Below are 25,318 nucleotides of genomic sequence, written 5' to 3' on the forward strand. Positions count from 1 at the left end.
CTGGGTCGGGCCGTCAGCCCCGGTAGATGGCCTCGATCTCGTCCGCGTAGTCCTTCGCCACCACGTTGCGCTTGAGCTTCAGGGACGGCGTGAGGTGGCCCGACTCCTCCGTGAACTGGGAGGACAGAATGCGGAACTTCCGCACCGATTCCGCCTTCGACACCGCGGCGTTGCCGTCGTCGACCGCGTCCTGGATCGCAGCGATCAGATCCGGGTCCTCGCGCAGCGACGCCGCGGTGGAGCCCGCCGGCTTTCCGTGCTCCTCGGCCCAGCGGCCCAGGAACTCGTCGTCGATGGTGACCAGCGCGCCGACGAACGGGCGCCCGTCGCCGACCACCATGCACTCCGCGACCAGCGCGTGCGCGCGGATGCGGTCCTCGATCACGGCCGGGGCGACGTTCTTGCCGCCCGCGGTGACGATGATCTCCTTCTTGCGGCCGGTGATACGGAGGTAGCCGTCCTCGTCGAGGGTGCCGATGTCACCCGTGTGGAACCAGCCGTCCGCGAGCGCCTCGGCGGTCGCGGCCTCGTTGCTCCAGTACTCCTTGAACAGGTGCTCGCCGTGCAGCAGCACCTCGCCGTCGTCGGCGATACGGATCACGGAGCCGGGCAGCGGCTGGCCGACCGTACCGATCTTCGTACGGTCCCAGGGGTTGAACGCGGTGGCCGCGCAGGACTCGGTCAGGCCGTAGCCCTCCAGGACCGTGAAGCCGATGCCGCGGAAGAAGTGGCCCAGGCGCTCGCCGAGCGGGGCGCCGCCGGAGATCGCGTACTCACCGCGACCGCCCAGGACCGCGCGCAGCTTGCTGTAGACGAGCTTGTCGAACGTCTTGTACTTGATCTTCAGGCCGAGCGAGGGGCCGGAGGGGGTGTCCAGGGCGCGGCTGTACGCGATCGCCGTGTCCGCCGCCTTGTCGAAGATCTTGCCCTTGCCGTCCGCCTGCGCCTTGGCGCGCGCCGAGTTGTAGACCTTCTCGAAGACGCGCGGCACACCGAGGATCAGCGTCGGCCGGAACGCGGCCAGCTCGTCGGTGAGGTGCTTGATGTCCGGGACGCAGCCCAGCTTGATCGGCGCCATCATCGGCGCGACCTGCACCAGCCGTCCGAAGACGTGCGCGAGCGGCAGGAAGAGGAGGACGGAACACTCGCCCGTACGGAACAGGGGGCGCAGCCGCTCCACGATGTTGCCGCACTCCGCGAAGAAGGCGCGGTGGGTGAGGACACAGCCCTTGGGGCGGCCGGTCGTACCGCTCGTGTAGACGATGGTCGCCGGGTCGTCGGCCTTGGCGAGCGAGCTGCGCTCCTCGACGGTGGCGTCGCTGACGTCCTTGCCCGCCCGCCCCAGTTCCTCCACCCCGCCGGCCTCGATCTGCCAGACGTGCTTGAGGGTGGGCAGCCGGTCGCGCACCGACTCCACGCAGGCCGCGTGCGTGTCCAGCTCGACGATGCAGGCGGTCGCACCCGAGTCGCCGAGTATCCACTGCACCTGCTCGGCCGAGCTGGTCTCGTACACCGGCACGGTGATCGCGCCCGCGCTCCAGATCGCGAAGTCGAGCAGCGTCCACTCGTAGCGGGTACGGGACATCAGGGCGACCCGGTCGCCGGGCTGTACGCCCGAGGCGATCAGACCCTTGGCCGCGGACCGCACCTCGGCGAGGAAGGCGGTGGCGGTGACGTCCGTCCACGCGCCGTCGACCTTGCGGGCGATGACGGCAACGTCGGGATGCTGCGCGGCGTTTCTGCGGACGATGTCGGTCAGATTTCCGTCCGCAGGGACCTCGTACAAAGCCGGAAGGCTGAACTCGCGCAAGACTGCTGCTCCTCATAGGGCGCCGACGCCACGACGGTGTGTGATGCGACGGAGCGGGTCCAAGGCTCGGGCAGGTACCCAGGAACATCATTGTTGAAATCCTGAGTACGACTGGACTGCCCGGACGTTACCCACCGGTACGGCTGTTTCGATAGGGGGTCCCGGCGAGATGTTCCCTGCGTCACACGGGTTGGCTCGCCACACCGGCTGGCGTTCCTTCACGCACAGTAGTCCACGCTCTTCTCGCCATGCCAGTAACCGCAGGTCCGACCGCCTCTATTCACGTTTGCCCCACACGCCTACGCTTGATCGTCATGGCACCCACACCAGGCGGTAACCGCAGGACGCGTATTCATGTGGTCAGTGACGTGCACGGCAACGCACGTCACCTGGCCCGGGCCGGCGAAGGCGCCGACGCCCTGCTCTGCCTCGGTGACCTGGTGCTCTTCCTCGACTACGCCGACCACACGCGCGGTATCTTCCCCGACCTCTTCGGCGCCGAGAACGCCGACCGGCTGGTCGAGCTGCGCACCGCCCGCCGCTTCGCCGAGGCACGGGAGTTCGGGCGGCAGCTGCGGGCCGAGGTGGGGATGGACTACCCCGTGGCCGTCGAGAAGGCGGTGCGCAAGCAGTACGCCGAGCTGTTCGCCGCGTTCCCGACGCCGACGTACGCGACCTACGGCAATGTCGACATGCCGCCGCTGTGGGGGGAGTACGCCGGACCCGGTACGACAGTCCTCGACGGTGAGCGGGTGGAGATCGGCGGCCGGGTCTTCGGCTTCGTCGGCGGGGGCCTGCGCACCCCCATGCGGACGCCCTACGAGATCGACGACGAGGAGTACGCGGCGAAGATCGAGGCGGTCGGCGAGGTCGACGTGCTGTGCACGCACATCCCGCCGGACGTACCGGAGCTGGTCTACGACACGGTGGCGCGCCGCTTCGAACGCGGGTCCGGTGCCCTCCTGGACGCGATCCGCCGCACCCGCCCCCGTTACTCCCTCTTCGGCCACGTCCACCAGCCGCTCGCGCGCCGGATGCGGATCGGGGCGACCGAGTGCGTGAACGTCGGCCATTTCGCCGCGTCGGGCCGCCCGTGGGTCCTGGAGTGGTGAACGCCAGGTGGGGTGGCGATGGGTCGGCGGGCGCGCGGTAGCCTTCACGCTGCACACACGTGCGCACCACCCTCCCTCACCGGACCGCATCTGGAGGAGCCACGGCGATGGCGGAACACACCAGCTCGAGCATCACGATCGAGGCGGCACCGGCTGACGTCATGGCGGTCATCGCCGACTTCGCCCGCTACCCGGACTGGACCGGAGAGGTGAAGGAGGCGGAGGTACTCGCCACGGACGGGCAGGGCCGCGCCGAGCAGGTACGCCTCGTCATGGACGCCGGTGCGATCAAGGACGACCAGACCCTGGGCTACACCTGGACCGGCGACCACGAGGTCTCCTGGACCCTGGTCAAGTCCCAGATGCTCCGCTCCCTGGACGGCTCGTACATCCTCAAACCCGCGGGCGCCGGCGCCACCGAGGTCACCTACCGGCTCACGGTCGACGTCAAGATCCCCATGCTGGGCATGATCAAGCGCAAGGCCGAGAAGGTCATCATCGACCGGGCGCTGGCGGGGCTGAAGAAGCGAGTGGAGTCGGGCGAGGCGAGCTGACCCCGCTCCGCGGGGCGCCCCTGAAGTCGGGGCTTCGCCCCGGATCCCGTCGGGTTGAGGTGTCTTGTCTGCGGGTTGGTGGGGGCTGGTCGCGCAGTTCCCCGCGCCCCTGACGGGGTGCGCCCGCGTTTTCAGCCCGTCCGGCGTTTGAGGACGAGGCCGATCGAGGGGCTGGGGGCGGAGCCCGGGGGTGCTCGACGCAGGTAGCGTTCATGCAATGCGCACCATCCTGATCACCGGCCAGGGCGGCACGGGCCGTACGACGGTCGCGGCGGCCACCGCGCTGAAGGCCGCCCGCGAGGGCACCCGTACCCTCCTGCTCACCGCCGACCGCACCGACACCCTCGGCGCCGTCCTCGGCGTGTCCACCGGCGCGGCGCCCACCGACGCCGCGCCGCACCTCACCACCTGGCGCCCCGACGCGAACGCCCGCTTCCGCGAGGACCTCACCGCCTTCCAGGACCGCGCGACCACCGCGCTGGACCTGCTCGGCGCCGCCCGCCTGGACGCCGAGGAACTGACCCCCCTGCCCGGCGCCGAGGAACTCGCCCTGCTGCGCGCCCTGCGTGACGCGGCGACCTCGGACACGTACGACCTGCTGGTCGTGGACCTCCCGCCGACCCCGCAGGCACTCGCCCTCCTCGCCCTCCCGGAGGAGCTGCGCCGCTACCTGCGCCGGCTGCTCCCGCCGGAGCGCCAGGCGGCCCGCGCCCTGCGCCCCGTCCTCGGCCGTCTCGCGGGCGTTCCGATGCCCGCCGAGTGGCTGTACGAGACGGCGGCACGCTGGGACATCGAGCTGGCCGCCGTCGCGGCGGTCGTCGAGGACCGCGCCACGACCGTACGGCTGGTCGCCGAGCCCGGCCCGGCCGGCACCGACGCCGTACACGCCGCCACCACCGCCCTCGCCCTGCACGGTCTGCGCGTCGACGCGCTGGTCGCGAGCCGGGTGCTGCCCGCCGCCAGCGCGGACGCCTGGCTGGGCGCCCTCGCCGCCCAGCAGCGCAAGGCACTGGACGAGTGGCAGGAGACGTATACCGTCCACGAGGTCTTGCACCTCGGCCGCGACCCGCGCGGCACCGACGACCTCGGCGCGCTCCCCGTGCCCGGTGTCAACCGGGTGCCCACCCCGGTCGAGTGGCCGGTCCTCGACCACCTCGCCGACGACGGCGTCCTCGTATGGCACATCCCGCTGCCCGGCGCGATACGCGAGGAACTGGACCTGATCCGCCGGGGCGACGAACTCGTCATCACCGTGGGGCAGTTCCGCAGGATCGTGCCGCTGCCGTCCGCGCTGCGCCGCTGCACCGTGGCCGGCGCCGCCCTGCGGGAGGGGGAACTCAGGGTCCGTTTCGCGCCGGACCCGGATCTGTGGCCCCGCGCACGGTGAACGGCGTACCCCCGTTCGGGTACCGTCGAAAGGAAGAACCGTAGGCAGGAGTCCGCCATGAGCGAAGAGCGCCCCACACCCGACGCCGCTCAGGAGGCGAACGACGAAGCGCGCGCGAGCGACGCCGACGCCTGGGCGAAGGCGTGCGCCGAGGACCTCGCGGCGGAGAAGGCCCGCCGCCGCGCCCAGTACGGCCCGCCGCCCGGCTCCGCCGCGGAGGAACTGCGCAAGCTGGTCGACGCGGTCGCCGACAAGCTCTCCGGACTGAACTCGCCGCTGTTCGGCGTGGTCGCCTCCGGCACCGCTCAGCAGATGGTCAACCAGGTCGTACAGCAGGCCAAGGCGGCCGTCGAACCGGTCATAGAGCGCAACCCCGATGTCTTCGACCACCTCGCGGCCGCGGGCAACGAGCTGCTCGCCGCCTACCGCTCGGCCGTCGAGGCCCAGGAACGACGCTGGACCACCCAGGAGCGTGGCCCTCGCGGCGAGGGGACCGGTCCGGGGGAGCGGATTGACTTGGACTAAAGGCCGCTCGGGTACGGTTGGCCGTAGCGGGGCTCGACCGAAACTGAGGGATTCATGGGACTCACCATCGGCGTCGATATCGGCGGCACGAAGATCGCGGCCGGTGTGGTCGACGAGGAAGGCAACATCCTCTCGACCCACAAGGTGCCGACCCCCACCACGCCGCAGGCCATTGTGGACGCCATCGCCGTCGCCGTGGAAGGCGCGCGCGCAGGTCACGACATCGTCGGCGTGGGCATCGGTGCCGCCGGATACGTGAACCGCCAGCGCTCGACCGTGTATTTCGCGCCCAACATCGACTGGCGGCAGGAGCCGCTCAAGGCCGAGGTCGAGGCGCGCGTGGGGCTGCCGGTCGTCGTGGAGAACGACGCGAACGCGGCGGCGTGGGGCGAGTACAAGTTCGGCGCGGGCAAGGGTCACCGGAACGTCATCTGCATCACGCTGGGCACCGGCCTCGGCGGCGGCATCATCATCGGCAACAAGCTGCGCCGCGGGCACTTCGGTGTGGCCGCCGAGTTCGGCCACATCCGGATGGTGCCGGACGGCCTGATGTGCGGCTGCGGCTCGCAGGGCTGCTGGGAGCAGTACGCCTCCGGGCGCGCCCTCGTCCGCTACGCCAAGCAGCGGGCCAACGCCACCCCCGAGAACGCGGAGATCCTGCTCGCGCTGGGCAACGGCTCCCCCGACGGCATCGAGGGCAAGCACATCTCGGTGGCCGCGCGCCAGGGCGACCCGGTCGCGGTGGACTCCTACCGCGAGCTGGCCCGCTGGGCCGGCGCCGGCCTCGCCGACCTGGCCTCGCTCTTCGACCCCTCCGCCTTCATCGTCGGCGGCGGCTTGTCGGACGAGGGCGAACTGGTCCTCGACCCCATCCGTAAGTCGTACAAGCGCTGGCTCGTCGGCGGCAACTGGCGCCCCGTGGCCGAGGTGATCGCCGCCCAGCTCGGCAACGAAGCCGGTCTCGTGGGCGCGGCGGACCTGGCCAGGGAGCCCGACCCGATCATGTAACCGACTTGATCACGCAGTACGCACACCTCGCCCGCCGCGCCTTCAGGGGTACGGCGGGCGAGGTCGTACCGCGCCCCTTTCGGCGAGGGGGCGCGGATGGCGCCCCTCAGGGGCGCGGGGCTGTGACATCTTGCGGCTCCGCCGCGTGGGCGCGACCAGCCCCCACCGGCCCGCAGGCGACAAAGCACCCGCAGCGTTCCGACTCCCCCCAGCAGCGCATCCACGTATGTTGATCCACATGGCGACGACCCCGCTGCCCCGCTCCCACACCGAATCCGACGGCTCCGCCGTCATCCGTGTCCTCAGCTACAACATCCGCTCGATGCGCGACGACACCAACGCTCTCGCCCGCGTCATCCAGGCCTGTGCCCCCGACCTGGTCCTCGTCCAGGAAGCCCCCCGCTTCTTCCGCTGGCGCAAGAAGCTGGCCCGGCTCGCGGCCGCGTCCGGCCAGACGATCCTGTCCGGCGGCGCGACCGCCGCGGGCCCCGCGCTTCTGTGCTCGATGCGGGCCACCGTCGAACGCACCGAGGACGTCCTGCTGCCCCTCACCCCCGGCCTGCACCGCCGCGGCCTCGCCACCGCCGTCGTCCGCTTCGGCGCCGCCCGGCTCGGCGTGGTGAGCTGCCATCTCTCGCTCCACAAGGACGAGCGGTACACGCAGGGCGGGATGCTCCTCGACCGCCTCGCGGCCCTCGGCACCCCGCACGCCCTCGCCGGCGGCGACCTGAACGAACGCCCCGACGGCCCCACCTTCACCCGCCTCGCCGCCGAGCTCCAGGACTGCTGGGCCACCGCCCCCTGGGGCACGGAGTACACGTCGACGCCCACCGACCCCCATCAGCGCATCGACGCGATCTTTGCCACCGGCGGCATCGAAGTCCTCGGCTGCGGGGTCCCGTACGGTCACCCGGGGGTCACGGAGACAGACCTGAGGGCGGCCACGGACCATCTGCCCGTGCTGGCCGCCCTCAGAGTGCCCGCGGCGTAGCCGGCCGGGTCAGACCACCGCGCCCCGCCCGGGATCGTCCCCGTCCTCGTCGTCGGGCTTCATGCGTGCCACGAGGGTGGCGAAGCCGCCGAGGAAACCTCCTATGCCGACCGTGGCGAGCCACCACGTCATGTCCCAGCCGAGGAGGATGGTCAGGAGGAGCAGGATCGGGCCGCCGACGACGGCGAGCCAGGCGAACTTCGCCGTGGTGTCGGCGGTGGGCAGCGGGGGTGGCTCCGGGGGAACGAAGTGGCCCTCGTCGTCCGCGTCGAAGTCATCCTCGGAGGGCTCGGGCGCCTGGTAGTCACGCGGACCGCCGACGCCGGGCGCGAACGCGACGGAGCTGCCGAGGGGCTTCGCCGCGGTGGGCGGCTCCCCGGCCTCGTCGCGCTTCGCGTCCTTCTCGTCCGTCCCGCCGGTCTCGTTCTTCTTGCCCTTCTCGGGCTTCTCGGGTGCGTCACCGCCGCCCGGGGCGTCGTTCGTCACCGGGTCGAGGAGCGCCAGGTCCTCGATCGCCTTGAACGGTTTCGCGCCGGGCGGGTCCGGCGGTTCCTCGCCGTACCCCGCGACGATCGCCTGCCACGCGGCGTCCTCGTCGAAGGGCACACTCTGCTCGTCACCGAGAGGCTCGCCGACGGGTACGCCCTTCTCGTCGGGCTCGCCGCGCTCCGCGTCGTGCTCAGCCACCAGTGGCCGTCCCTTCCTGCTGACCCACCTGACCCGTACCGGACGGCTTGCCGACACCGGGCGCGAGCCGGGCGATGAACGCGTAGCTCTCCTCGAAGATCCGGTCCGCATCATGGTCCAACGTCGCCACGTGGTAACTGTGTTCCAGCAAGATCTCCGTCACGTCGGTGGACGACACCCGGCTCAGGACGCGGGCCGAGTCGACGGGCGGCACCACATGGTCCTGGGGGCTGCGCAGCAGCAGCATCGGCTGGGTGACCTGGGGCAGTTCACCGTCGACCATCCGGTAGAAGTTCCGCATGGAGTGGGCGGCGTGCAGGGGCACCCGGTCGTAGCCCACTTCCGCGACGCCCTCCTTGGCGATGTCGCTCGTGATGCCGCTCACCGTCCGGACGAGGTGGCGGAGCACCGGGAGGGCCTGCGCCGCTGCCCCGTGCACCTTGTTCGCCGGGTTGACGACGACGATGCCGCTCACCTCGTCCCCGTGCTTCGCGGCGAGCCGGAGAGTCAGAGCCGCGCCCATGGACAGGCCGAAGACGAACACCTGGGTGCAGCGCTCCCGCAGGGCGCGCAGCTCACGGTCCACCTCCGCGTACCAGTCCTGCCAGCCCGTGAGCTGCATGTCCTCCCAGCGCGTGCCGTGCCCGGGCAGCAGGGGCAGCGCGACGGTCAGACCGCGCTCGGCGAGATACTCCGCCCAGGGGCGCAGTGACTGCGGGGAACCGGTGAAGCCGTGGCAGAGAAGGACACCGACCTCTCCGCCCTCGTGGCGGAACGGCTCGGCTCCAGGAAGGACCGGCACCTTCGGTCTCCTGTTCATCAGACGGACGGAATGCGAGCGGAACGGAACAAGACGGGCGGACGGAACGGATACGGAACGGACACGGAACGCATCTCGCTCTCGACCCCGAGGGTTCGAGGCGTACTTCACCGTACGCGACCGCACTGACACCGACCAGGGTCGTCGGGGCCTTTGACCCCGCTCCGGGATAAGGTCTGACCGACGACACAGGAGGCATACGGTTGATCTACGGCGCCATGAAGTTTTCCATCGGAGGGCCGCTGAAGCTCGCCTTCAGGCCCTGGGTGGAAGGCCTCGAGAACATTCCCGCCGAGGGCCCCGCCATCCTGGCAAGCAATCACCTGTCCTTCTCGGACTCGTTCTTCCTGCCCGCGGTCCTCGACCGCAAGGTGACCTTCATCGCGAAGGCCGAGTACTTCACGACGCCCGGCGTCAAGGGCCGGATGACAGCCGCCTTCTTCAAGGGCGTCGGCCAGCTCCCGGTGGACCGCTCCGGTGCGCGCGGCGCGGGCGAGGCGGCCATCAAGAGCGGCATAGACGTCATCGAGCGCGGTGAGCTCTTCGGCATCTACCCGGAGGGCACGCGCTCGCCCGACGGTCGGCTGTACCGCGGCAAGCCGGGCGGCCTCGCGCGCGTGGCGCTCGCCACCGGCGCCCCGGTGATCCCGGTCGCCATGATCGACACCGAGAAGATCCAGCCGCCGGGCAAGGTGATGCCCAAGCTGATGCGCCCGGGCATCCGCATCGGCGAGCCGCTCGACTTCAGCCGCTACAACGGCATGGAGCACGACCGCTTCGTGCTGCGCGCGGTGACCGACGAGGTCATGTACGAGATCATGAAGCTCTCCGGCCAGGAGTACGTCGACATCTACGCGACGGCCGCCAAGCGGCAGATCGCGGACGCGGCGAAGGCCGAGAAGCAGGCGCTCAAGGAAGCCGAACAGGCGCACAAGGAGGCCGCGAAGGCGGCCGAAGCCGAAACCGAAGAAGGACGGGCCGGCTCCTAGACGCTTGCGTCGGGGGGGCTTGGTGGGGTGGGGGACATGGCCAAGCGCGAGAGAGTCATGAGGATGTCGGTCGAGCAGCCGCTGTGGCGTGCGCTCAGCGGCTACCGCGTGCTGACGATGCTGTACGCGATCGGGCTCTTCGCCACCGCGTTCCACAAGTTCGCCCACCCCTGGGTGGCCGTCGGGTACTTCGCCGTCCTGTTCGTGTGGACGCTCGCCACCCTGCCCAGGGTCGCGAACGCGGCGAGCTGCACCAAGCGCTTCCTCGCCGTCGACCTGACCATCGCGCTCACCGGCATCATGCTCACGCCCGTCGCGGACGCCCACCACCGCGTGGTGAGCGGCGGCCCCACGCTCCCGTCGATATGGACCGCGGGCTCCGTCCTCGCCTTCGCCGTCAAGGGCGGCTGGCGCTGGGCGGCCTTCGCCTCGACGCTCGTGGCGGTCGCCAATCTCGTCGAGCGCGGCGCCCCCACCCGCGACACGATCCACAACGTGATCCTCGTCTGGGTCGCCTCCATCGCCATCGGATACGTCGTCGAGGTCGCCCGCGCCTCCGAGCTCACCCTCGCCCGCGCCCTGGAGATCGAGGCGGCGACCCGCGAGCGCGAGCGCCTGGCCCGTGACATCCACGACGGTGTCCTGCAGGTCCTCGCCATGGTGCAGCGACGGGCCTCCGCGCTCGGCGGCGAGGCCGCGGAGCTGGGCCGGATGGCCGGCGAACAGGAGGTCGCGCTGCGCACGCTGGTCTCGGGCGGCCTGGTGCCCGTCTCCCGGGTGTCCGAGGACGCCGCGCTCGGCGCGGTCGTACGGGCCGTCGAGGAACCGGACGACGACCAGGACTCCCGCGGTCCTGTCGACCTGCGCGCACTGCTCGCCCCGTACGCCACCGCGCGCGTGACGTTCTCCGAGCCCGGCGCCCCGGTTCCGCTCCCCCCGGCCGCCGCCCGGGAGTTGGCCGCCGCCGTCGGTGCCGCCCTGGACAATGTCCGCAGACACGTCGGCGAGGACGCCCGGGCCTGGATCCTCGTCGAGGACGAGCCGGACGAGGTGATCGTGACCGTACGCGACGAGGGCCCGGGCATCCCGGAGGGGCGGCTCGCCCAGGCCGAGGGGGAGGGGCGGCTCGGTGTGGCCCTGTCGATCCGGGGGCGGCTGCGCGACCTCGGTGGAGCGGCCGAACTGATCTCGGTGCCGGGCCAGGGCACGGAGGTCGAGCTGAAGGTACCGAAGGTTTCCAGGGTTTCACGGGGGAAGGCGGAGCAGCGATGACGGAGGTCACGGACGTGGTGGGGCAGGATCCGATCAAGGTCATGGTGGTGGACGACCACCCCATGTGGCGCGACGCGGTCGCCCGCGACCTGGACGCGTCGGGCTTCGCCGTGGTCGCCACCGCGGGCGACGGGGAGCAGGCGGTGCGCCGTGCCCAGGCCGCCGCGCCCGACGTCCTGGTGCTCGACCTGAACCTGCCCGCCAAGCCCGGCGTCCAGGTCTGCAAAGAGCTGGTCGGCGCCAACCCGGCGCTGCGCGTCCTCGTGCTGTCGGCCAGTGGTGAGCACGCGGACGTGCTGGAGGCGGTGAAGTCCGGCGCCACCGGCTATCTGCTGAAGTCGGCGTCCACGGAGGAGCTGATCGACGCCGTGCGCCGCACCGCGGTCGGCGACCCGGTGTTCACGCCGGGCCTCGCGGGCCTGGTCCTCGGCGAGTACCGCCGGCTGGCCTCCGAGCCCGCCCCCGCGGCGGGCACCGACGAGCCCAAGGCCCCGCAGCTCACCGACCGCGAGACCGAGGTGCTGCGCCTGGTGGCCAAGGGCCTGAGCTACAAGCAGATCGCCGAGCGTCTGGTCATCTCCCACCGCACGGTCCAGAACCATGTGCAGAACACCCTGGGCAAGCTTCAGCTCCACAACCGGGTGGAGCTGGTGCGCTATGCCATAGAGCGCGGTCTCGACGAGGCGTAGACCCCGAGGCGCAGACCCCGACGAGTGGCCGGTGTAAACCTTGGTTGACCCACCATCGAGTGAAGGCGTGTGATCAACACCCGCACAATTCACCGGAATTGACCTTCCGCCCCATGCCGAAGTGACCTGGGTCACTATTAGCGTGAGTCCCATCAGGCAACCGCGGCGAAGGGACTTTTCCATGCGGGTCGGAGTACTGACCGGAGGCGGCGACTGCCCCGGACTCAACGCCGTCATCCGGGGCATCGTCCGCAAGGGCGTGCAGGAGTACGGATACGACTTCGTCGGCTTCCGGGACGGCTGGCGGGGACCCCTCGAGAACGACACCGTCCGGCTGGACATCCCCGCCGTGCGCGGCATCCTGCCGCGCGGCGGCACCATCCTCGGCTCCTCGCGGACGAACCCGCTCAAGCAGGAGAACGGCATCCGCCGCATCAAGGAGAACCTCGCCAAGCAGGACGTCGAGGCGCTCATCGCGATCGGCGGCGAGGACACGCTCGGCGTCGCCGCGCGTCTCACCGACGAGTACGGCGTGCCCGTCGTCGGCGTGCCGAAGACCATCGACAACGACCTGTCCGCCACCGACTACACCTTCGGCTTCGACACCGCCGTCGGCATCGCCACCGAGGCGATCGACCGCCTGCACACCACCGCCGAGTCGCACATGCGCGTCCTCGTCTGCGAGGTGATGGGCCGTCACGCGGGCTGGATCGCCATCCACTCGGGCCTGGCCGGCGGCGCCAACGTCATCCTCATCCCCGAGCAGCGCTTCGACGTCGACCAGGTGTGCGCCTATGTGACCTCGCGGTTCAAGGCCTCGTACGCGCCGATCGTGGTCGTCGCCGAGGGCGCGATGCCCAAGGACGGCCAGATGGTCCTCAAGGACGAGTCCCTCGACTCCTTCGGCCACGTACGCCTCTCCGGGGTCGGCGAGTGGTTGGCCAAGGAGATCGAGAAGCGCACCGGCAAGGAGGCCCGCACCACGGTCCTGGGCCACATCCAGCGCGGCGGCACCCCCAGCGCCTTCGACCGCTGGCTCGCCACCCGCTTCGGGCTGCACGCCATCGAGGCCGTCCGCGACGGCGACTTCGGCAAGATGGTCGCCCTGCGCGGCACGGACATCGTCCGGGTCCCGATCGCGGACGCCACGGCCAAGCTGAAGACGGTCGACCCGAAGCTGTACGAGGAGGTCGGGGTCTTCTTCGGCTGACGTTCCCCGTCCCCGCTCGTTCCCCCTCCCCGCGATCCCGCCGGCCGCACGGGCCTCCCGACACCCGTGCGGCCGGCGTCCCCGTGTCCGCCGGGATCGGCGCTCTCGCTGCCGATCGCCCTGGTCGCCGCGGGTTGTGACACCACGCCGCGCAACGTCCTCGACTACACAGAGGGCCGCCGCTCGGCCAACGTACCGACGCCCCGCAGCTGACCGATCAGCTCCCGTACGACGGCGTTCCCGTTCAGCGTCAGCACCGACTCCGGGTGGAACTGCACGCCCGCGAACCCGGGCCCGCGCAGCGCGTGCACCTCACCGCTTGCGGTACGGCTGACCTCGATGCCATGGGCCGACAGCTCGACCGCCGTCTCCTCGTCGCAGTGCGCCACGAAGCTGTTGTAGAAACCGACGGTCTCGGCCCGTCCGAAGAGGTCGATCTCCGTCTGCGCGCCCTGGTACGGGACCTCCTTGCGCACCATCTCCAGGCCCAGCTCCGCCGCGATCAGCTCGTGCCCGAGACAGACGCCGAGCACCCCGTGCTCATGCCCCCTGATCACCTCGGCGGTGAGCTCCCGCAAGAAGCGCATCTTGGGATCGTCCACGTCCGAGGGGTCACCCGGGCCGGGGCCCAGGACCAGCGGCCCCTCGTGCGCCCGCACGGCCTCCCGCAGACCCGGCTCGTCGTACCGCCGCACGGTCACCTCGAGTCCCGAGGACCGCAGCACATGCGCGAGCATCGCCGTGAAGGTGTCCTCGGCGTCCACGACCAGCGCATGCCCCTCCAACTCGCGCGCCTGCTCCCGCATCCGCAGCCAGAACGGCGCGAGCGAGGCCCGCCGCCCGTCCAGCGCCGCCCGCACCCGCGGATCGTCGGCCAGCCTCGGCCGTACGCCCTCCACGCGTGCCCTGGCCTCCACGACCCCCAGCGCCGCCAGCACCCCCGCCGCCTTCGCATGCGTCTCGGCGACCTCGCCCGCCGGATCCGATCCCCGGACGAGGGTGGCGCCGACCGGCACCCGCAGCCGCCCGTCCGCGTCGATGTCGGCGGTCCGGATGAGGATGGGCGAGTCCAGGGTCTGGGCGCCGCCCGCATCCCGGCCGATGAGGGCCAGCGCACCCGCGTAGTAGCCGCGCCCGCCGACCTCGTGCCGCTCGATCACCCGGCACGCGTTCTGCACCGGCGATCCCGTGACGGTCGCCGCGAACATGGTCTCCTTCAGGACCTCGCGCACATCCAGCGAGGACCTGCCCCGCAACTCGTACTCGGTGTGCGCGAGGTGGGCCATCTCCTTCAGCCGCGGACCGATCACCACGCCGCCCATGTCACCGACCGTGCACATCATCTTGAGCTCCTCGTCGACGACCATCGAGAGCTCCTCGATCTCCTTGCCGTCGGCGAGGAAGCCGAGCAGGTCGTCCGCACAGGGCCCCTCGGCGGGATAGCGGTACGTGCCGCTGATCGGGTTCATCACGACGGTCCCGCCGGACATCCGTACGTGGACCTCGGGGCTCGCGCCGACCAATGTGCGCTCCCCGGTGTGCACGACGAACGTCCAGTACGCGCCCCGCTCACCGACCAGCAGCCGCCGGAACAGGGCCAGGGCGTCGGCCCTCCCGAACCCCGGGATCCCGCCCTCGTACGTGCGCCGGATCACGAAGTTCGCGCCCTCGCCGCGCCCGATCTCCTCCTGCAGTACGCGTCCGACGATCCCCGCGTACTCCTCGTCGGCGACGTCGAAGCCCCCGCCGGTGACCCGCACCTCGTGTGCCGGCAGCTCCGCCAGCGCCCGCTTCAGCGGCAGTACGTGCGTCTCCTCGGGGACCAGCACCGCCAGCGGTGTGCCGTCGTCGCGGACGTCGAAGCCGCGCTCCCGGATCTGGCGGAAGGGGATGAGCGCGAGGCCCTCGTCGGGAAGGCCGGCGAGGCGGTCGCAGGTGCGGACCGGGCCGAGCAGCAGTTCGACGGTGTCGTGATCGTGACCGGGGGTGCGGCGGCGCAGCAGGGCGAACGGACGGGGATCGTCCAGCAGGTCGAGCAGGTTCATCGGTCCTGGTCCTTCTCTCGGATTCTCGGATTCTCGAAATCCAGGAGAGGAACGGCCCGTGTCCGCGAACACCGAAGGCCGCCCCTCGGGCGGCCTTCGCGAAGTCTTGCGTACGCGCAGTCAGTGGGCCGCCGGATGAGCGGTCCACCACCAGTTCTGGGTCGAATGCGCGAACATGCGCCGCACCCTACCCGACGTCAAGGGACGGGCAACAGCGTGAACCGTCCGCGCGCGGCGTTCCTACCGCTCGGTCACCGGCCATGGATGGCATGGCCAGGAAGCCCGACCGAGGAGAGAACCATGTACGCAGCCCGTTCACCCCGGCATCGCCGAGGCGGCGTCCGAACCCTCACGGTGTGCGCCGCGGCCGCGGTCCTCGCCGCGGCGGGCCCGCTCGGCACCGCGCGCGCCGCCGGGACCGACGACACCGCCAAGGTCACCTACCGCGGCCACGAGTTCACCGTCCCGGCCTCCTGGCCGATCGTGGATCTGGAGAAACATCCGGACGTCTGTGTCCGCTTCGACCGGCACGCCGTGTACGTCGGCACTCCCGGCGACCAGCAGCATTGTCCGGCGGGGGCGAGGGGACGTACCGAGGCGTTCCTGATCCAGCCGTCCGCCGTCAAAGGCCGCACCGCCACCGAGAACCGCACGGCCCGCGTCTTCCGGGTCACCGCCGACCGGATCGCGGTGACCGCCGCGTACGCGGAGGACCGTACGAGGATCCAGGACATCCTGCGCGGCGCGGGTCTGTCCGTCGCCGCCGCGGGGACCGAGCCGACCGCGGGGGCGCCCGCCGCGGCGCCCCTGCCCGCCGACGCGACGTCCTTCCGCGGCGAGGGCTTCGACGCCTGTACCGCGCCGGGCCAGACGGCGATGGACGCCTGGCGGGACGACTCCGACTACGGGGCCGTCGGCGTCTACATCGGCGGGATCAACCGCGCCTGCGCCCAGAGCAGACTCACCGCCGCCTGGCTGCGGACGCAGTACGCGAACGGCTGGCGGTTCTTCCCGCTGTACGTCGGCCGTCAGCCCACCACCGACGGGGGCAGCTGCACAGGCGGCTGCGCGGCGATCACCGACCCCGTGCCGCAGGGCACCGAGGCCGCCGACGACGCGGTCAAGCAGGCCACCACGCTCGGCTTCCCCAAGGGCACGGTGATCTACAGCGACCTGGAGAACTACACACCCGGCTCCACCGCCACCAGCCGGGTGCTGTCCTACCTCGACGCCTACACCAAGCGCCTGCACGCACTGGGCTACCGCTCCGGCGCCTATGGCAACACCTCGTCCCTGGTCACCGACCTGGTGGCCAACAAGAGCCGCGTCACCCTGCCCGACGTGCTCCACTTCGCCCGCTGGAACGGCAAGTCGACGACCACCGACTCGACCATCCCCTCGAACCTCTGGGCCGACCACCAGCGCATCCACCAGTACATGGGCGACACCACCGAGACGCACGGCGGCGTGAGGATCTCCATCGACCGGGACCGCCTCGACGTGGAGTAGGTCGCTCCCCGCCCGCTCCGGGCGACCGCAGAGACCCGTCGTGCGGCCGCCCGGAGCGCCTCCCGATCGAGCGCGGTCCGTCTCAATTGATGGGCATTGGGATGGACGCCCGACACGACCCCGTAATGTTGTCAGGGTGACCGTGAACGCTAAGCCCAGCGCGAGCGCTGGCAACACCTGGCGAGACCTGCCCGCGGCGCAGCAGCCCGAGTACCCCGATGCCGAGGCTCTGCGCGATGTGATCGCGGACCTCGAGTCGTATCCGCCGCTCGTCTTCGCGGGCGAGTGCGACCAGCTGCGCGCCCGGATGGCGTCCGTCGCCAAGGGAGAGGCGTTCCTTCTCCAGGGCGGCGACTGCGCCGAGGCCTTCGACGCGGTGTCGGCCGACCACATCCGCAACAAGCTCAAGACCCTGCTCCAGATGGGCGCCGTGCTCACGTACGCCGCCTCGGTGCCGGTCGTGAAGGTCGGCCGTATCGCCGGCCAGTACTCCAAGCCGCGCTCCAAGGGGACCGAGACCCGCGACGGCGTGACCCTGCCGACGTACCGCGGTGACTCGGTCAACGGCTTCGACTTCGACGAGAAGGCCCGCATCCCGGACCCCGAGCGCCTGAAGCGGATGTACAACGCCTCCGCCTCCACGCTCAACCTGGTGCGCGCCTTCACCACCGGTGGCTACGCCGACCTGCGCCAGGTGCACGCCTGGAACCAGGACTTCGTGAAGTCCTCCCCGTCCGGCCAGCGCTACGAGCAGCTGGCGCGGGAGATCGACAACGCGATGAACTTCATGCGGGCCTGCGGGACCGACCCGGAGGAGTTCAAGACCGTCGAGTTCTACGCCTCCCACGAGGCGCTGCTCCTCGACTACGAGTCGGCGCTGACGAGGGTCGACTCGCGGACGGGCCACCTGTACGACGTCTCGGGCCACATGGTGTGGATCGGTGAGCGCACCCGGCAGCTGGACGGCGCGCACATCGAGTTCGCCTCGAGGATCCGCAACCCGATCGGCATCAAGCTCGGCCCGACGACGACGGCCGAGGACGCGCTGAAGTACATCGACCGTCTCGACCCGGACCGCGAGCCCGGCCGGCTGACGTTCATCGTGCGGATGGGCGCGGACAAGGTCCGCGACAAGCTCCCCGAGCTGGTCGAGAAGGTCACGGCGTCGGGCGCTGTGGTGGCATGGGTGACCGACCCGATGCACGGCAACACCTTCGAGGCGGCCTCCGGGCACAAGACCCGCCGCTTCGACGACGTGCTCGACGAGGTCAAGGGCTTCTTCGAGGTCCACAAGGGTCTGGGCACGCACCCGGGCGGCATCCACGTCGAGCTCACCGGTGACGACGTCACCGAGTGCGTGGGCGGCGGCGACGAGATCTTCGTCGACGACCTCCACCAGCGCTACGAGACGGCCTGCGACCCGCGCCTGAACCGCAGCCAGTCCCTCGACCTGGCCTTCCTGGTCGCGGAGATGTACAGGGACCAGTGACGGGTTCGCCTGTTACACCTGGGTGAAGTGGGGCGCGGATCACATACGATCCGCGCCCCCTCCCACTTTTGCGGTTCCTGGGTGATGGGTAAGGTTAGGTTAGCCTCACCGATTAACGGGACGGCACCAGACATCGATCCCCGTCGGGAGGTGAACCGCGTGTACGTGTGCAGTTGCTTCGGAGTCACTGAGCAGCAGGTCAAGCAGCACGCGGAGAACGGCGCCTGCACGCCCCGCCAGATAGCCTCCGCCTGCAAGGCCGGCACGGACTGCGGCTCCTGCGTCCGCCGTATCCAGGCGATCCTCGGCCGAGGCGCCTGCCCCCGCCGCGAGCTGGCCGAACAGGGCAAGCCGGTGCTGGCCGAGCTGTCCTCGGCGCGGGGCCTGGAAGAGGCCGCCTAGCCCGTCCGGCGGATCATGCCGCGGGGCTCGGGGTTCGGGACGGCAGGCCCTAGCTCTCAGGCTGCTCGATCAGCTGGGCGATGTAGAGCGCCTCGCCGAGCTTTTCCACCAGCTCCAGCTGGGTGTCCAGGTAGTCGATGTGGTGCTCCTCGTCCTCGAGGATCGACTCGAAGATGTTCGCGGACGTGATGTCGCCCTTGTTGCGCATCACCTCGATCCCGCGCTTGAGGCGGTCGATCGCCTCGACCTCCACCTGCCGGTCGGCCTGGAACATCTCGGTGACCGTCTGACCCACCCGGACGTGGAAGAGCCGCTGATAGTTCGGCAGGCCCTCCAGGAAGAGGATCCGGTCGGTGAGCACCTCCGCGTGCTTCATCTCGTCGAAGGACTCGTGACGCGTGTACTTCGCGAGCTTCGTCCAGCCGAAGTTCTCCTGCATCTTCGCGTGCAGGAAGTACTGGTTGATCGCGGTCAGCTCGCCGGTCAGCTGCTCGTTGAGGAATTCGATGACCTCGGGGTCGCCCTGCATCGCAGAGGCTCCTTCCAAGCGGGGGACTGGGCAGGTTGCGCCGCATCCTCGCATCGGCACCCCCGGCCGTCCAGTAAGTGCACGCTTAGTGCGAGTTGTCCGATTCGGCTTGGGCTGGTCATGTGCACTGTCCCGGGTCTGTCAGGATGGAGTCATGGGTCAGCCGGTGGAACGTGGAACGGGAGAAGCGGCACAGTCGGAGCTTCCGCCGGGACAGCGACTGCAGCGCGGCTGGCCGGTCACGCACTACGGCCCCGTACCCAAGTTCCGTCCCGAGCGCTGGGAGTTCAGGGTCTTCGGCGCCACCGCCGACGGTGAGAAGCACTGCTGGACCCACGAGGAGTTCACGGCCCTGCCGTACACCTCGGTCGTGGCCGATCTGCACTGCGTCACGAAGTTCAGCATGATCGGGGCCGAATGGGGCGGCGTCCCGGCGCGCACGATCCTCGAGATCGCCCCGCCCGCGCCCACCGTCACCCATGTCATGGTCTGGGCGGAGTACGGCTTCAGCTCGAATCTGCGCCTCGACGACTTCGCCTCCGACCGCACGATCTTCGCCACCCACAAGGACGGCGAACTCCTCACCGCGGAGCACGGCTTCCCACTCCGCCTCGTCGTCCCCCACCTCTACGCCTGGAAGGGCCCCAAGTGGGTGCGCGGAGTCGAGTACATGACGGCCGATCGCCGCGGTTTCTGGGAGGAGCGCGGCTACCACAACATCGGCGACCCCTGGCGCGAGCAGCGCTACTCCTACCAGGAGGAGCCCGGGGACGGCCCCGAGCTCTGAGCCCTCGGTGTCAGCCGTCCCTGAGTTTCTTCAGGCGCTCCACGTCCGCCGCGTGCCCCTGCTTCCCACCCGGCGTCTCGATGATCAGCGGGACGCCCTCGGTGGCGGGGTGCGTCATCAGCGCGCGGAACGGGTCCTCCCCGATGTGACCGGAGCCGATGTTCTCGTGGCGGTCCTTGTGGGCGCCGACCACGTCCTTGGAGTCGTTGGCGTGGATCAGCTTGAGCCGGCCCTCGCCGACCGTGTCCACCAGCAGGTCGAGCGTCTGGTGCATCCCGCTCGGCCCGGTCAGGTCGTGCCCCGCCGCGTAGATGTGACAGGTGTCGAGGCAGACGCCCAGCTTCGGGTGGGCGTCCAGTGCCTCGAAGTACGGCCCGAAGTCCCAGGTGCGTGAGCAGAGCGAGGCGCCCTGGCCCGCGGTCGACTCCAGGAGCAGATACGGGTCGTCGTCATGGGTCAGCTCGTCCAGCAGGGGCAGCAGATGCTCACGTACCTGCTTGAGGGCGACGGCCCGCTCCCGTCCCCCGGTGGCGCTCCCCGTGTGCACGACCACGCCGAGCGCGCCGATCTCCCGGCCCCGCCGCAGCGAGTGCCGCAGTGACTCCACCGACTTCTCGACCGTCGCCTCGGTGTGCGAGCCGAAGTTGATCAGATACGGGGCGTGGACGTACGCGGGGATCGACTCGGCGGCGCAGGCCGCCCGGAACTCCTCGTCCTGGCGGGGACTGCCGACGGGCGTCGCCCAGCCGCGCGGGTTGGCGACGAAGACCTGGACGGTCTCGGCGCCCATCTCACGTGCGTAGGTCAGGCCGACGGAGTTGAGGCCGCCGGCCACGGGGACATGGCCGCCGACGGGATTGCGGAGCTGCTTGCTGGTCACACCCTTCAGGGTGTCACGCGCTCCCGGACGGCCCGTCGGCGGACCTCACTGCCTCGGCCCTCAGCGGATCACGATGGTGATCGTCGACCCCTTGGGCGCGGTTTTGCCGCCCTCCACCGACTGGCTCTTGACGTGATCACCGAAGAGCCCGAGCAGCCCGCGGTCCTCGTCGACCTGGAACCCGGCGTCCTCCAGCGTCTTCTTCGCGTCGTCCACGCTGTCGCCCACCACGTCCGGCACCGAGACCATCTCGGGGCCCTTGGACACCGTCAGCGTGACGGTGTCGCCCCCGGCCACCTGGCTGCCCGCCTTCGGCGACTGCCGGGCGATCTGTCCCTGGTCGAACTCCGAGTTGACCTGCTGGGTGGCGATCTTCACCTTCAGGCCCGCCTGCTCCAGCTCCGAGGTGGCGTCCGCGACGGACGCGCCCGTGACGTCCGCGACCTCCACCGGGCTGCCCTTGCTGACGATGAGGGCGATGGCCGAACCGGCGTGCCGCTCCGTGCCCGCGCCCGGATCCGAACGGATCACGAAGCCCTTGGGAACGTCCTGGTCGAACTCCCGGGTGACCATGCCCGCGGCCAGTCCGGCCCCCTTCAGGAGCTCCCGCGCCTTGAACAGCGCGAAGCCCGTCAGGTCGGGCACCTTCGCCGTCTCCGGGCCGTCGGAGATGGTCAGCGTCACGGAGCCGTTGTCCCGGATACGCGTGCCCGGGGCCGGGTCGCTGCGGATGACGGTGCCGCGCTTCACGGTGTCGCTGTAGGCGTGCTTGACCTGCCCGACATCGAGCCCGGCCTGCTGGATCCGCGCCTTGGCCTGCGTCTCGGTCTTCGCCAGCAGCAGTGGGACCTTGGTGAACTGGCCGGAATTGATGTACCAGACGCCCGCGCCGAGCCCGAGCACCAGCACGACCGCGGCGATGATCGCCAGCGTTCCGCGCCGGGGCCGTGAGCCGCGCCGCGGGGGAGCGGGTGGTCCGGACTCGAACGGGCTGGTCTGCTCGAACCGGCTGGTCCGGTTCAGCGGGTCGCCGCCGTCGGCGCCGTTCTCGTAGTCCTCGTTCACCGGCAGCAGGCGCGGCACGGACAGCGAGCGCGGGATCACGCTCGTACGGTCGCCCGCGTTGTCATGCCCCACGGCGAGCGCCTGCGGGGGTATGGCGTCGAGCTGTTCGGCGGTGAGCCCGGCCCGCGCCTGGAGGACCTGGCCGAGCAGCGCCACCGCGTCGTACGGGCGCACCTCGGGGTTGCGGGCGGTCGCCGAGGCGACCAGCTCGTCGAGGGCGTAGGGCATCGAGGGCACGGCGGCCGAGGGCGGCGGCACGTCCGCGTGCAGGTGCTGGTAGAGCACCTGGGCGGGGGAGTCCCCGGAGTGCGGCTTGCCGCCAGTGAGCATTTCGTAGAGGACGACCCCACAGGCGTAGACGTCGACGCGGGTGTCCGCGGTGCCGTGCTCGATCTGTTCGGGGGCGAGGTACGACACGGTGCCGAGCACGGCCCCGGTCGTGTTGGTGACGGTGTCCACGGCCCTTACGAGGCCGAAATCGGCCACCTTGACCCGGCCGTCATCCCCTATCAGGACGTTCTCCGGCTTCATGTCGCGGTGCACGAACCCCGCGCGGTGCGCGGCGCCGAGCGCGGCGAGCACCGGTTCCAGGACGTCCAGGGCGGCCCGCGGCTGCAGCGCCCCGCGCTCCCGCAGTACGTCGCGCAGGGTGCAGCCGGCGACGTACTCCATGGCCAGATAGACGTACGACCCGTCCGTGCCCTGGTCGAAGACCTGCACCACGTTGGGGTGCGCGAGCCGGGCCACCGACTTGGCCTCCCTGATGAAACGCTCGACGAACGAGCCGTCGGCGGCCAGCGTCGGGTGCATCACCTTGAGCGCGAGCACGCGGTCGAGGCGGGTGTCCAGGGCCCGGTAGACCGTGGCCATCCCGCCGACCGCGATCCGTGCGTCCACGCGGTAGCGGCCGTCGAGCACCTGCCCGACAAGCGGGTCCTGAAGGGTCGTATCCACGCAGGCGAGTCTACGAGCCGCCACTGTCACCCCCACCCTTCCGGCCAATTCCGGAGCGGGACTGCAGCCGACCTGTGACGCATCTCGTACGGGTGATCGATGGGTTCCACATGCCGTGCACAGGGACGCAAACCGAGCGGCCCCCGCCCCCTCGCCCCCCCCCGCGGCCGCCAACGACGCTCCACCCCCACGGGCGACGCACACTTTCCAGCCGACTGGAAACGGGCGGTGCTCGGGCGGGAGAAAGAACACACCGGCGCCGGATGCCTAGAAAGCAGGACGCTCAGGATCCAACCGCGCCAGCCCCTCCGCAGGAGATGACGCGGAGGCGAAGTGCCGCCGAGGAATCCGCCCCGCACGCCAGGCGAGCCGCCCGGCTTCCACCGCGTGCCTCATGCCCTCGGCCATCAGTACCGGCTCCTGCGCCCGGGTCACGGCCGACGCCAGCATGACCCCCGCGCACCCGAGCTCCATCGCGAACGCCGCATCCGACGCCGTACCGGCCCCCGCGTCCAGAATCACCGGCACACGTGCGTGCTCCACGATCAGCTGGAAGTTGTGCGGGTTGCGGATGCCGAGACCGGACCCGATGGGCGACCCGAGCGGCATGACCGCCGCGCACCCCACGTCCTCCAGCTTCCGTGCGAGCACAGGATCGTCGTTGGTGTACGGCAGCACGGTGAACCCGTCGTCGACGAGCGTCTCGGCGGCGTCCAGCAACTCGATCGGATCCGGCAGCAGGGTCCGCTCGTCGGCGATGACCTCCAGCTTGATCAGCTCCGTACCGAGCGCCTCGCGCGCGAGGCGCGCGGTCAGGACGGCCTCGCCCGCGGTGAAACACCCCGCCGTGTTCGGCAGCACCCGGATGCCCAGCTTGTCGAGCACGGACAGCACCGAGCCGTGCGCCGCGGGATCCACCCGCCGCATCGCGACCGTCGTCAGCTCCGTGCCGGACGCGACGAGCGACCGCTCCAGGACGTCGAGGCTGGGCGCACCCCCCGTACCCATGATCAGCCGGGACGAGAAGGACGTACCTCCGAGGACGAACGGATCGTCGGCCATGGTTCAGCCTCCTTGGACTGCGGTGAGGACTTCGACGCGGTCTCCCTCGGAGAGGGCCGTGGACGACCACTGCGCCCGTGGGACGACGGTCTCGTTGAGCGCGGCGGCGATGCCGGAGGGCGCGACGGTCAGGGTGGCGACGAGCGTGTCGAGGGCCGTGTCGGCGGCGACGAGCCGTCGCTCTCCGTTGACGAAGATGTTCATACGGTCTGCTCCGTGAGTGCTGTGCTGAAGCGCCCGGGGGTGAAGGGGCGGGCCTCTTCCGGGAGTTCCCCGGTGGTCAGGACGTGCGCCATGACGTCCCCCGTGACGGGTGTGAGCAGGACGCCGTTGCGGTAGTGCCCGGTGGCCAGCAGCAGCCCATCGAGCGCGGTCGGGCCGAGCAGCGGCGCGTTGTCGGGCGACCCGGGCCGCAGGCCGGCGCGGGTCTCGGTGAGCGGCAGCTCGGTGATCCCGGGCACCAGCTCGTGCGCGTCGCGCAGCAGCTCGTACACCCCGCCCGCGGTCACCGTCGTGTCCCAGCCCAGCTCCTCGCTGGTGGCGCCCACGACGAGCTCACCGTTCTCGCGCGGCACCAGATAGACCTGGCTGCCGCGCACCACGGCCCGCACGGTCCGGCTCAGGAACGGCGCGTACCGCTTCGGCACGGTCAGCCGCAGCACCTGCCCCTTCACGGGCCGCACGGGCGGCAGTACGTCGTCGGGAACGCCCGCGAGCTCCCCGCTGTGGCTCCCGGCGGCGAGCACCACGTGCCCCGCCGCCAGCTGCTCACCACCCGACGTGACGACCCCGGCGGCCCGGTCCCCTGTGACGGTCAGGCGCTCCGCCCACGTCCGGTGGAACTCCACTCCGGCCCGCTCGCACGCCGTGACCAGGGCCTTCGCGAGCCGGCGGGGGTCGATCTGGTGGTCGCCGTCGACCCGCAGCCCGCCGCGCACGCCCGGCGCGAGCATCGGCTCCAGACGACGGCACTCCCGGCCGCTGAGCCACTCCGACTCGAGCCCCGAGCGGTGTTGCAGGGCGTGCAGTTCGCGCAGGTGGGCGCGGTCGTCGGCGTCCATCGCGACGGCCAGCGTGCCGCATCGGCGGTAGCCGAGGTCCTGACCGCTCGCCTCGGTGAGTTCCGCCACGAAGTCGGGATAGCGGCGCGCGGAGGCGAGGTTCAGGCCCAGCAGGGTCTGCTCGCCGTAGTGCAGCTCGGTGACGGCGGCGAGCATTCCGGCGGCCACCCGTGCGGCCCCGCCGCCCGGCTCGGGGTCCACGACCGTGACGGTGAACCCGCGCTGCGCGGCCCGCCAGGCGGTCACGAGACCGATGATCCCGCCCCCGATGACGAGGACGTCTGAGGCGCGTGCGTCCGATGGCGGCGCATCCGATGAACGTGCAGGTGTACGCGTAGGCGACATGGGCGTCCAGCCCCTCCCTTCGCCGGCATGACCCGGATCAGGTTCGTACGGTCGGAGGCCGCCAGCCTCCCTCTCAGCCCGGTACGTCCGGGCTCCCGCGAGTGCTTTACGTTGGCCACCCTAGCCCGCCGCCGTA

General features: G+C 70.8%; 25 protein-coding genes and 1 riboswitch. Of the genes, 14 read left to right on the plus strand and 11 right to left on the minus strand.

Features of this window, described 5'->3' with window-relative positions:
- Positions 1 to 13 precede the first annotated feature (13 nt).
- Complete coding sequence (locus tag OG819_RS23380; protein ID WP_266651072.1) at positions 14 to 1,810, minus strand: long-chain fatty acid--CoA ligase; 1,797 nt, start codon at positions 1,808 to 1,810, stop codon at positions 14 to 16.
- A gap of 314 nt (positions 1,811 to 2,124) precedes the next feature.
- Here OG819_RS23380 and OG819_RS23385 point away from each other — a divergent pair, with 314 nt between their 5' ends.
- The 6 genes from OG819_RS23385 (at position 2,125) to OG819_RS23410 (ending at position 7,387) form a co-directional block, all read left to right on the plus strand.
- Entirely contained in the window at positions 2,125 to 2,922 is a 798-nt protein-coding gene (locus tag OG819_RS23385) for a metallophosphoesterase (RefSeq protein WP_266651073.1), read from the plus strand.
- 107 nt (positions 2,923 to 3,029) lie between these two features.
- The gene (locus OG819_RS23390) at positions 3,030 to 3,476 is read left to right on the plus strand and encodes an SRPBCC family protein (RefSeq protein ID WP_266414766.1); all 447 of its coding nucleotides are present in this window, start codon (positions 3,030 to 3,032) and stop codon (positions 3,474 to 3,476) included.
- Between the two features lie 217 nt (positions 3,477 to 3,693).
- The gene (locus tag OG819_RS23395) at positions 3,694 to 4,863 is read left to right on the plus strand and encodes an ArsA family ATPase (protein ID WP_266582097.1); all 1,170 of its coding nucleotides are present in this window, start codon (positions 3,694 to 3,696) and stop codon (positions 4,861 to 4,863) included.
- Between the two features lie 57 nt (positions 4,864 to 4,920).
- Positions 4,921 to 5,388 carry a DUF5304 domain-containing protein gene (locus OG819_RS23400; RefSeq protein ID WP_266624127.1) on the plus strand — a complete coding sequence of 156 codons (468 nt, stop codon included), beginning with the start codon at positions 4,921 to 4,923 and terminating at the stop codon, positions 5,386 to 5,388.
- Positions 5,389 to 5,442: 54 nt separating this feature from the next.
- Positions 5,443 to 6,396, plus strand: coding sequence for an ROK family glucokinase (locus tag OG819_RS23405; RefSeq protein ID WP_266651074.1), 954 nt, complete (start codon positions 5,443 to 5,445; stop codon positions 6,394 to 6,396).
- 238 nt (positions 6,397 to 6,634) lie between these two features.
- Positions 6,635 to 7,387 carry an endonuclease/exonuclease/phosphatase family protein gene (locus OG819_RS23410; RefSeq protein ID WP_266624126.1) on the plus strand — a complete coding sequence of 251 codons (753 nt, stop codon included), beginning with the start codon at positions 6,635 to 6,637 and terminating at the stop codon, positions 7,385 to 7,387.
- 9 nt (positions 7,388 to 7,396) lie between these two features.
- Here the strand turns inward: OG819_RS23410 and OG819_RS23415 are convergent, their stop codons facing one another.
- Positions 7,397 to 8,074, minus strand: coding sequence for a hypothetical protein (locus OG819_RS23415; RefSeq protein ID WP_266651075.1), 678 nt, complete (start codon positions 8,072 to 8,074; stop codon positions 7,397 to 7,399).
- Complete coding sequence (locus OG819_RS23420) at positions 8,067 to 8,876, minus strand: carboxylesterase (protein ID WP_266421861.1); 810 nt, start codon at positions 8,874 to 8,876, stop codon at positions 8,067 to 8,069. Before OG819_RS23420 ends, OG819_RS23415 begins: the two co-directional genes overlap by 8 nt.
- Positions 8,877 to 9,112: 236 nt before the next feature.
- Here OG819_RS23420 and OG819_RS23425 point away from each other — a divergent pair, with 236 nt between their 5' ends.
- From OG819_RS23425 to OG819_RS23440, 4 genes are all read left to right on the plus strand, one after another.
- Positions 9,113 to 9,883, plus strand: coding sequence for a 1-acyl-sn-glycerol-3-phosphate acyltransferase (locus OG819_RS23425; RefSeq protein WP_266651076.1), 771 nt, complete (start codon positions 9,113 to 9,115; stop codon positions 9,881 to 9,883).
- A gap of 36 nt (positions 9,884 to 9,919) precedes the next feature.
- The gene (locus tag OG819_RS23430; RefSeq protein ID WP_266651077.1) at positions 9,920 to 11,155 is read left to right on the plus strand and encodes a MacS family sensor histidine kinase; all 1,236 of its coding nucleotides are present in this window, start codon (positions 9,920 to 9,922) and stop codon (positions 11,153 to 11,155) included.
- Entirely contained in the window at positions 11,152 to 11,844 is a 693-nt protein-coding gene (locus OG819_RS23435; protein WP_266624119.1) for a response regulator transcription factor, read from the plus strand. The genes OG819_RS23430 and OG819_RS23435 overlap by 4 nt, the downstream gene beginning before the upstream one ends.
- 181 nt (positions 11,845 to 12,025) lie before the next feature.
- Positions 12,026 to 13,054, plus strand: coding sequence for a 6-phosphofructokinase (locus tag OG819_RS23440; RefSeq protein ID WP_095855129.1), 1,029 nt, complete (start codon positions 12,026 to 12,028; stop codon positions 13,052 to 13,054).
- A gap of 164 nt (positions 13,055 to 13,218) precedes the next feature.
- On the opposite strand, the gene OG819_RS23445 is transcribed toward OG819_RS23440, so the two are convergent.
- Positions 13,219 to 15,099 (minus strand): anthranilate synthase family protein, encoded by a 1,881-nt coding sequence (locus tag OG819_RS23445; RefSeq protein WP_266624117.1) that lies wholly within the window; start codon positions 15,097 to 15,099, stop codon positions 13,219 to 13,221.
- Between the two features lie 120 nt (positions 15,100 to 15,219).
- Positions 15,220 to 15,276, minus strand: coding sequence for a trp operon leader peptide (locus OG819_RS59120; RefSeq protein WP_071528813.1), 57 nt, complete (start codon positions 15,274 to 15,276; stop codon positions 15,220 to 15,222).
- A gap of 123 nt (positions 15,277 to 15,399) precedes the next feature.
- On the opposite strand from OG819_RS59120, the gene OG819_RS23450 reads away from it, so the two are divergent.
- The 3 genes from OG819_RS23450 (at position 15,400) to OG819_RS23460 (ending at position 18,499) form a co-directional block, all read left to right on the plus strand.
- Complete coding sequence (locus OG819_RS23450; protein ID WP_266651078.1) at positions 15,400 to 16,608, plus strand: glycoside hydrolase domain-containing protein; 1,209 nt, start codon at positions 15,400 to 15,402, stop codon at positions 16,606 to 16,608.
- 136 nt (positions 16,609 to 16,744) lie between these two features.
- Positions 16,745 to 18,097 carry a class II 3-deoxy-7-phosphoheptulonate synthase gene (locus OG819_RS23455; protein WP_266582089.1) on the plus strand — a complete coding sequence of 451 codons (1,353 nt, stop codon included), beginning with the start codon at positions 16,745 to 16,747 and terminating at the stop codon, positions 18,095 to 18,097.
- Between the two features lie 150 nt (positions 18,098 to 18,247).
- Positions 18,248 to 18,499 carry a bacterioferritin-associated ferredoxin gene (locus OG819_RS23460; protein WP_266582088.1) on the plus strand — a complete coding sequence of 84 codons (252 nt, stop codon included), beginning with the start codon at positions 18,248 to 18,250 and terminating at the stop codon, positions 18,497 to 18,499.
- A 49-nt stretch (positions 18,500 to 18,548) separates the two neighbouring features.
- Here the strand turns inward: OG819_RS23460 and bfr are convergent, their stop codons facing one another.
- Entirely contained in the window at positions 18,549 to 19,028 is a 480-nt protein-coding gene (gene bfr, locus OG819_RS23465) for a bacterioferritin (protein WP_153291042.1), read from the minus strand.
- Positions 19,029 to 19,182: 154 nt separating this feature from the next.
- Between bfr and OG819_RS23470 the strand changes: the two genes are divergently transcribed.
- A complete protein-coding gene (locus tag OG819_RS23470) occupies positions 19,183 to 19,815 on the plus strand; it encodes a sulfite oxidase-like oxidoreductase (protein WP_266414799.1) in 633 nt (210 codons plus the stop codon).
- 10 nt (positions 19,816 to 19,825) lie between these two features.
- On the opposite strand, the gene OG819_RS23475 is transcribed toward OG819_RS23470, so the two are convergent.
- The 5 genes from OG819_RS23475 to thiO form a co-directional block, all read right to left on the minus strand.
- Positions 19,826 to 20,695, minus strand: a complete 870-nt coding sequence (locus tag OG819_RS23475) for a deoxyribonuclease IV (RefSeq protein ID WP_266624114.1) — start codon at positions 20,693 to 20,695, stop codon at positions 19,826 to 19,828.
- Positions 20,696 to 20,755: 60 nt separating this feature from the next.
- Positions 20,756 to 22,714, minus strand: a complete 1,959-nt coding sequence (gene pknB, locus OG819_RS23480) for a Stk1 family PASTA domain-containing Ser/Thr kinase (protein WP_266624113.1) — start codon at positions 22,712 to 22,714, stop codon at positions 20,756 to 20,758.
- Between the two features lie 267 nt (positions 22,715 to 22,981).
- Positions 22,982 to 23,776, minus strand: a complete 795-nt coding sequence (locus tag OG819_RS23485; RefSeq protein WP_266414806.1) for a thiazole synthase — start codon at positions 23,774 to 23,776, stop codon at positions 22,982 to 22,984.
- A 3-nt stretch (positions 23,777 to 23,779) separates the two neighbouring features.
- Positions 23,780 to 23,980: a sulfur carrier protein ThiS gene (thiS, locus tag OG819_RS23490; RefSeq protein ID WP_266414808.1), complete on the minus strand. Its 201-nt coding sequence runs from the start codon at positions 23,978 to 23,980 to the stop codon at positions 23,780 to 23,782.
- Complete coding sequence (gene thiO, locus OG819_RS23495; RefSeq protein WP_266651079.1) at positions 23,977 to 25,182, minus strand: glycine oxidase ThiO; 1,206 nt, start codon at positions 25,180 to 25,182, stop codon at positions 23,977 to 23,979. The genes thiS and thiO overlap by 4 nt, the downstream gene beginning before the upstream one ends.
- Positions 25,180 to 25,291, minus strand: a riboswitch (TPP riboswitch). It overlaps the preceding gene by 3 nt.
- Positions 25,292 to 25,318: the final 27 nt, after the last annotated feature.

This window comes from Streptomyces sp. NBC_01549 (assembly GCF_026339955.1).
Lineage (GTDB): Bacteria > Actinomycetota > Actinomycetes > Streptomycetales > Streptomycetaceae > Streptomyces.

Coding starts and splice junctions, on each gene's coding strand:
- OG819_RS23385 (WP_266651073.1), top strand. CDS start 2,125: ATGGCACCCACACCAGGCGGTAACCGCAGGACGCGTATTCATGTGGTC.
- OG819_RS23390 (WP_266414766.1), top strand. CDS start 3,030: ATGGCGGAACACACCAGCTCGAGCATCACGATCGAGGCGGCACCGGCT.
- OG819_RS23395 (WP_266582097.1), top strand. CDS start 3,694: ATGCGCACCATCCTGATCACCGGCCAGGGCGGCACGGGCCGTACGACG.
- OG819_RS23400 (WP_266624127.1), top strand. CDS start 4,921: ATGAGCGAAGAGCGCCCCACACCCGACGCCGCTCAGGAGGCGAACGAC.
- OG819_RS23405 (WP_266651074.1), top strand. CDS start 5,443: ATGGGACTCACCATCGGCGTCGATATCGGCGGCACGAAGATCGCGGCC.
- OG819_RS23410 (WP_266624126.1), top strand. CDS start 6,635: ATGGCGACGACCCCGCTGCCCCGCTCCCACACCGAATCCGACGGCTCC.
- OG819_RS23425 (WP_266651076.1), top strand. CDS start 9,113: ATGAAGTTTTCCATCGGAGGGCCGCTGAAGCTCGCCTTCAGGCCCTGG.
- OG819_RS23430 (WP_266651077.1), top strand. CDS start 9,920: ATGGCCAAGCGCGAGAGAGTCATGAGGATGTCGGTCGAGCAGCCGCTG.
- OG819_RS23435 (WP_266624119.1), top strand. CDS start 11,152: ATGACGGAGGTCACGGACGTGGTGGGGCAGGATCCGATCAAGGTCATG.
- OG819_RS23440 (WP_095855129.1), top strand. CDS start 12,026: ATGCGGGTCGGAGTACTGACCGGAGGCGGCGACTGCCCCGGACTCAAC.
- OG819_RS23445 (WP_266624117.1), bottom strand. CDS start 15,099: ATGAACCTGCTCGACCTGCTGGACGATCCCCGTCCGTTCGCCCTGCTG.
- OG819_RS23450 (WP_266651078.1), top strand. CDS start 15,400: ATGTACGCAGCCCGTTCACCCCGGCATCGCCGAGGCGGCGTCCGAACC.
- bfr (WP_153291042.1), bottom strand. CDS start 19,028: ATGCAGGGCGACCCCGAGGTCATCGAATTCCTCAACGAGCAGCTGACC.
- OG819_RS23470 (WP_266414799.1), top strand. CDS start 19,183: ATGGGTCAGCCGGTGGAACGTGGAACGGGAGAAGCGGCACAGTCGGAG.
- OG819_RS23485 (WP_266414806.1), bottom strand. CDS start 23,776: ATGGCCGACGATCCGTTCGTCCTCGGAGGTACGTCCTTCTCGTCCCGG.
- thiS (WP_266414808.1), bottom strand. CDS start 23,980: ATGAACATCTTCGTCAACGGAGAGCGACGGCTCGTCGCCGCCGACACG.
- thiO (WP_266651079.1), bottom strand. CDS start 25,182: ATGTCGCCTACGCGTACACCTGCACGTTCATCGGATGCGCCGCCATCG.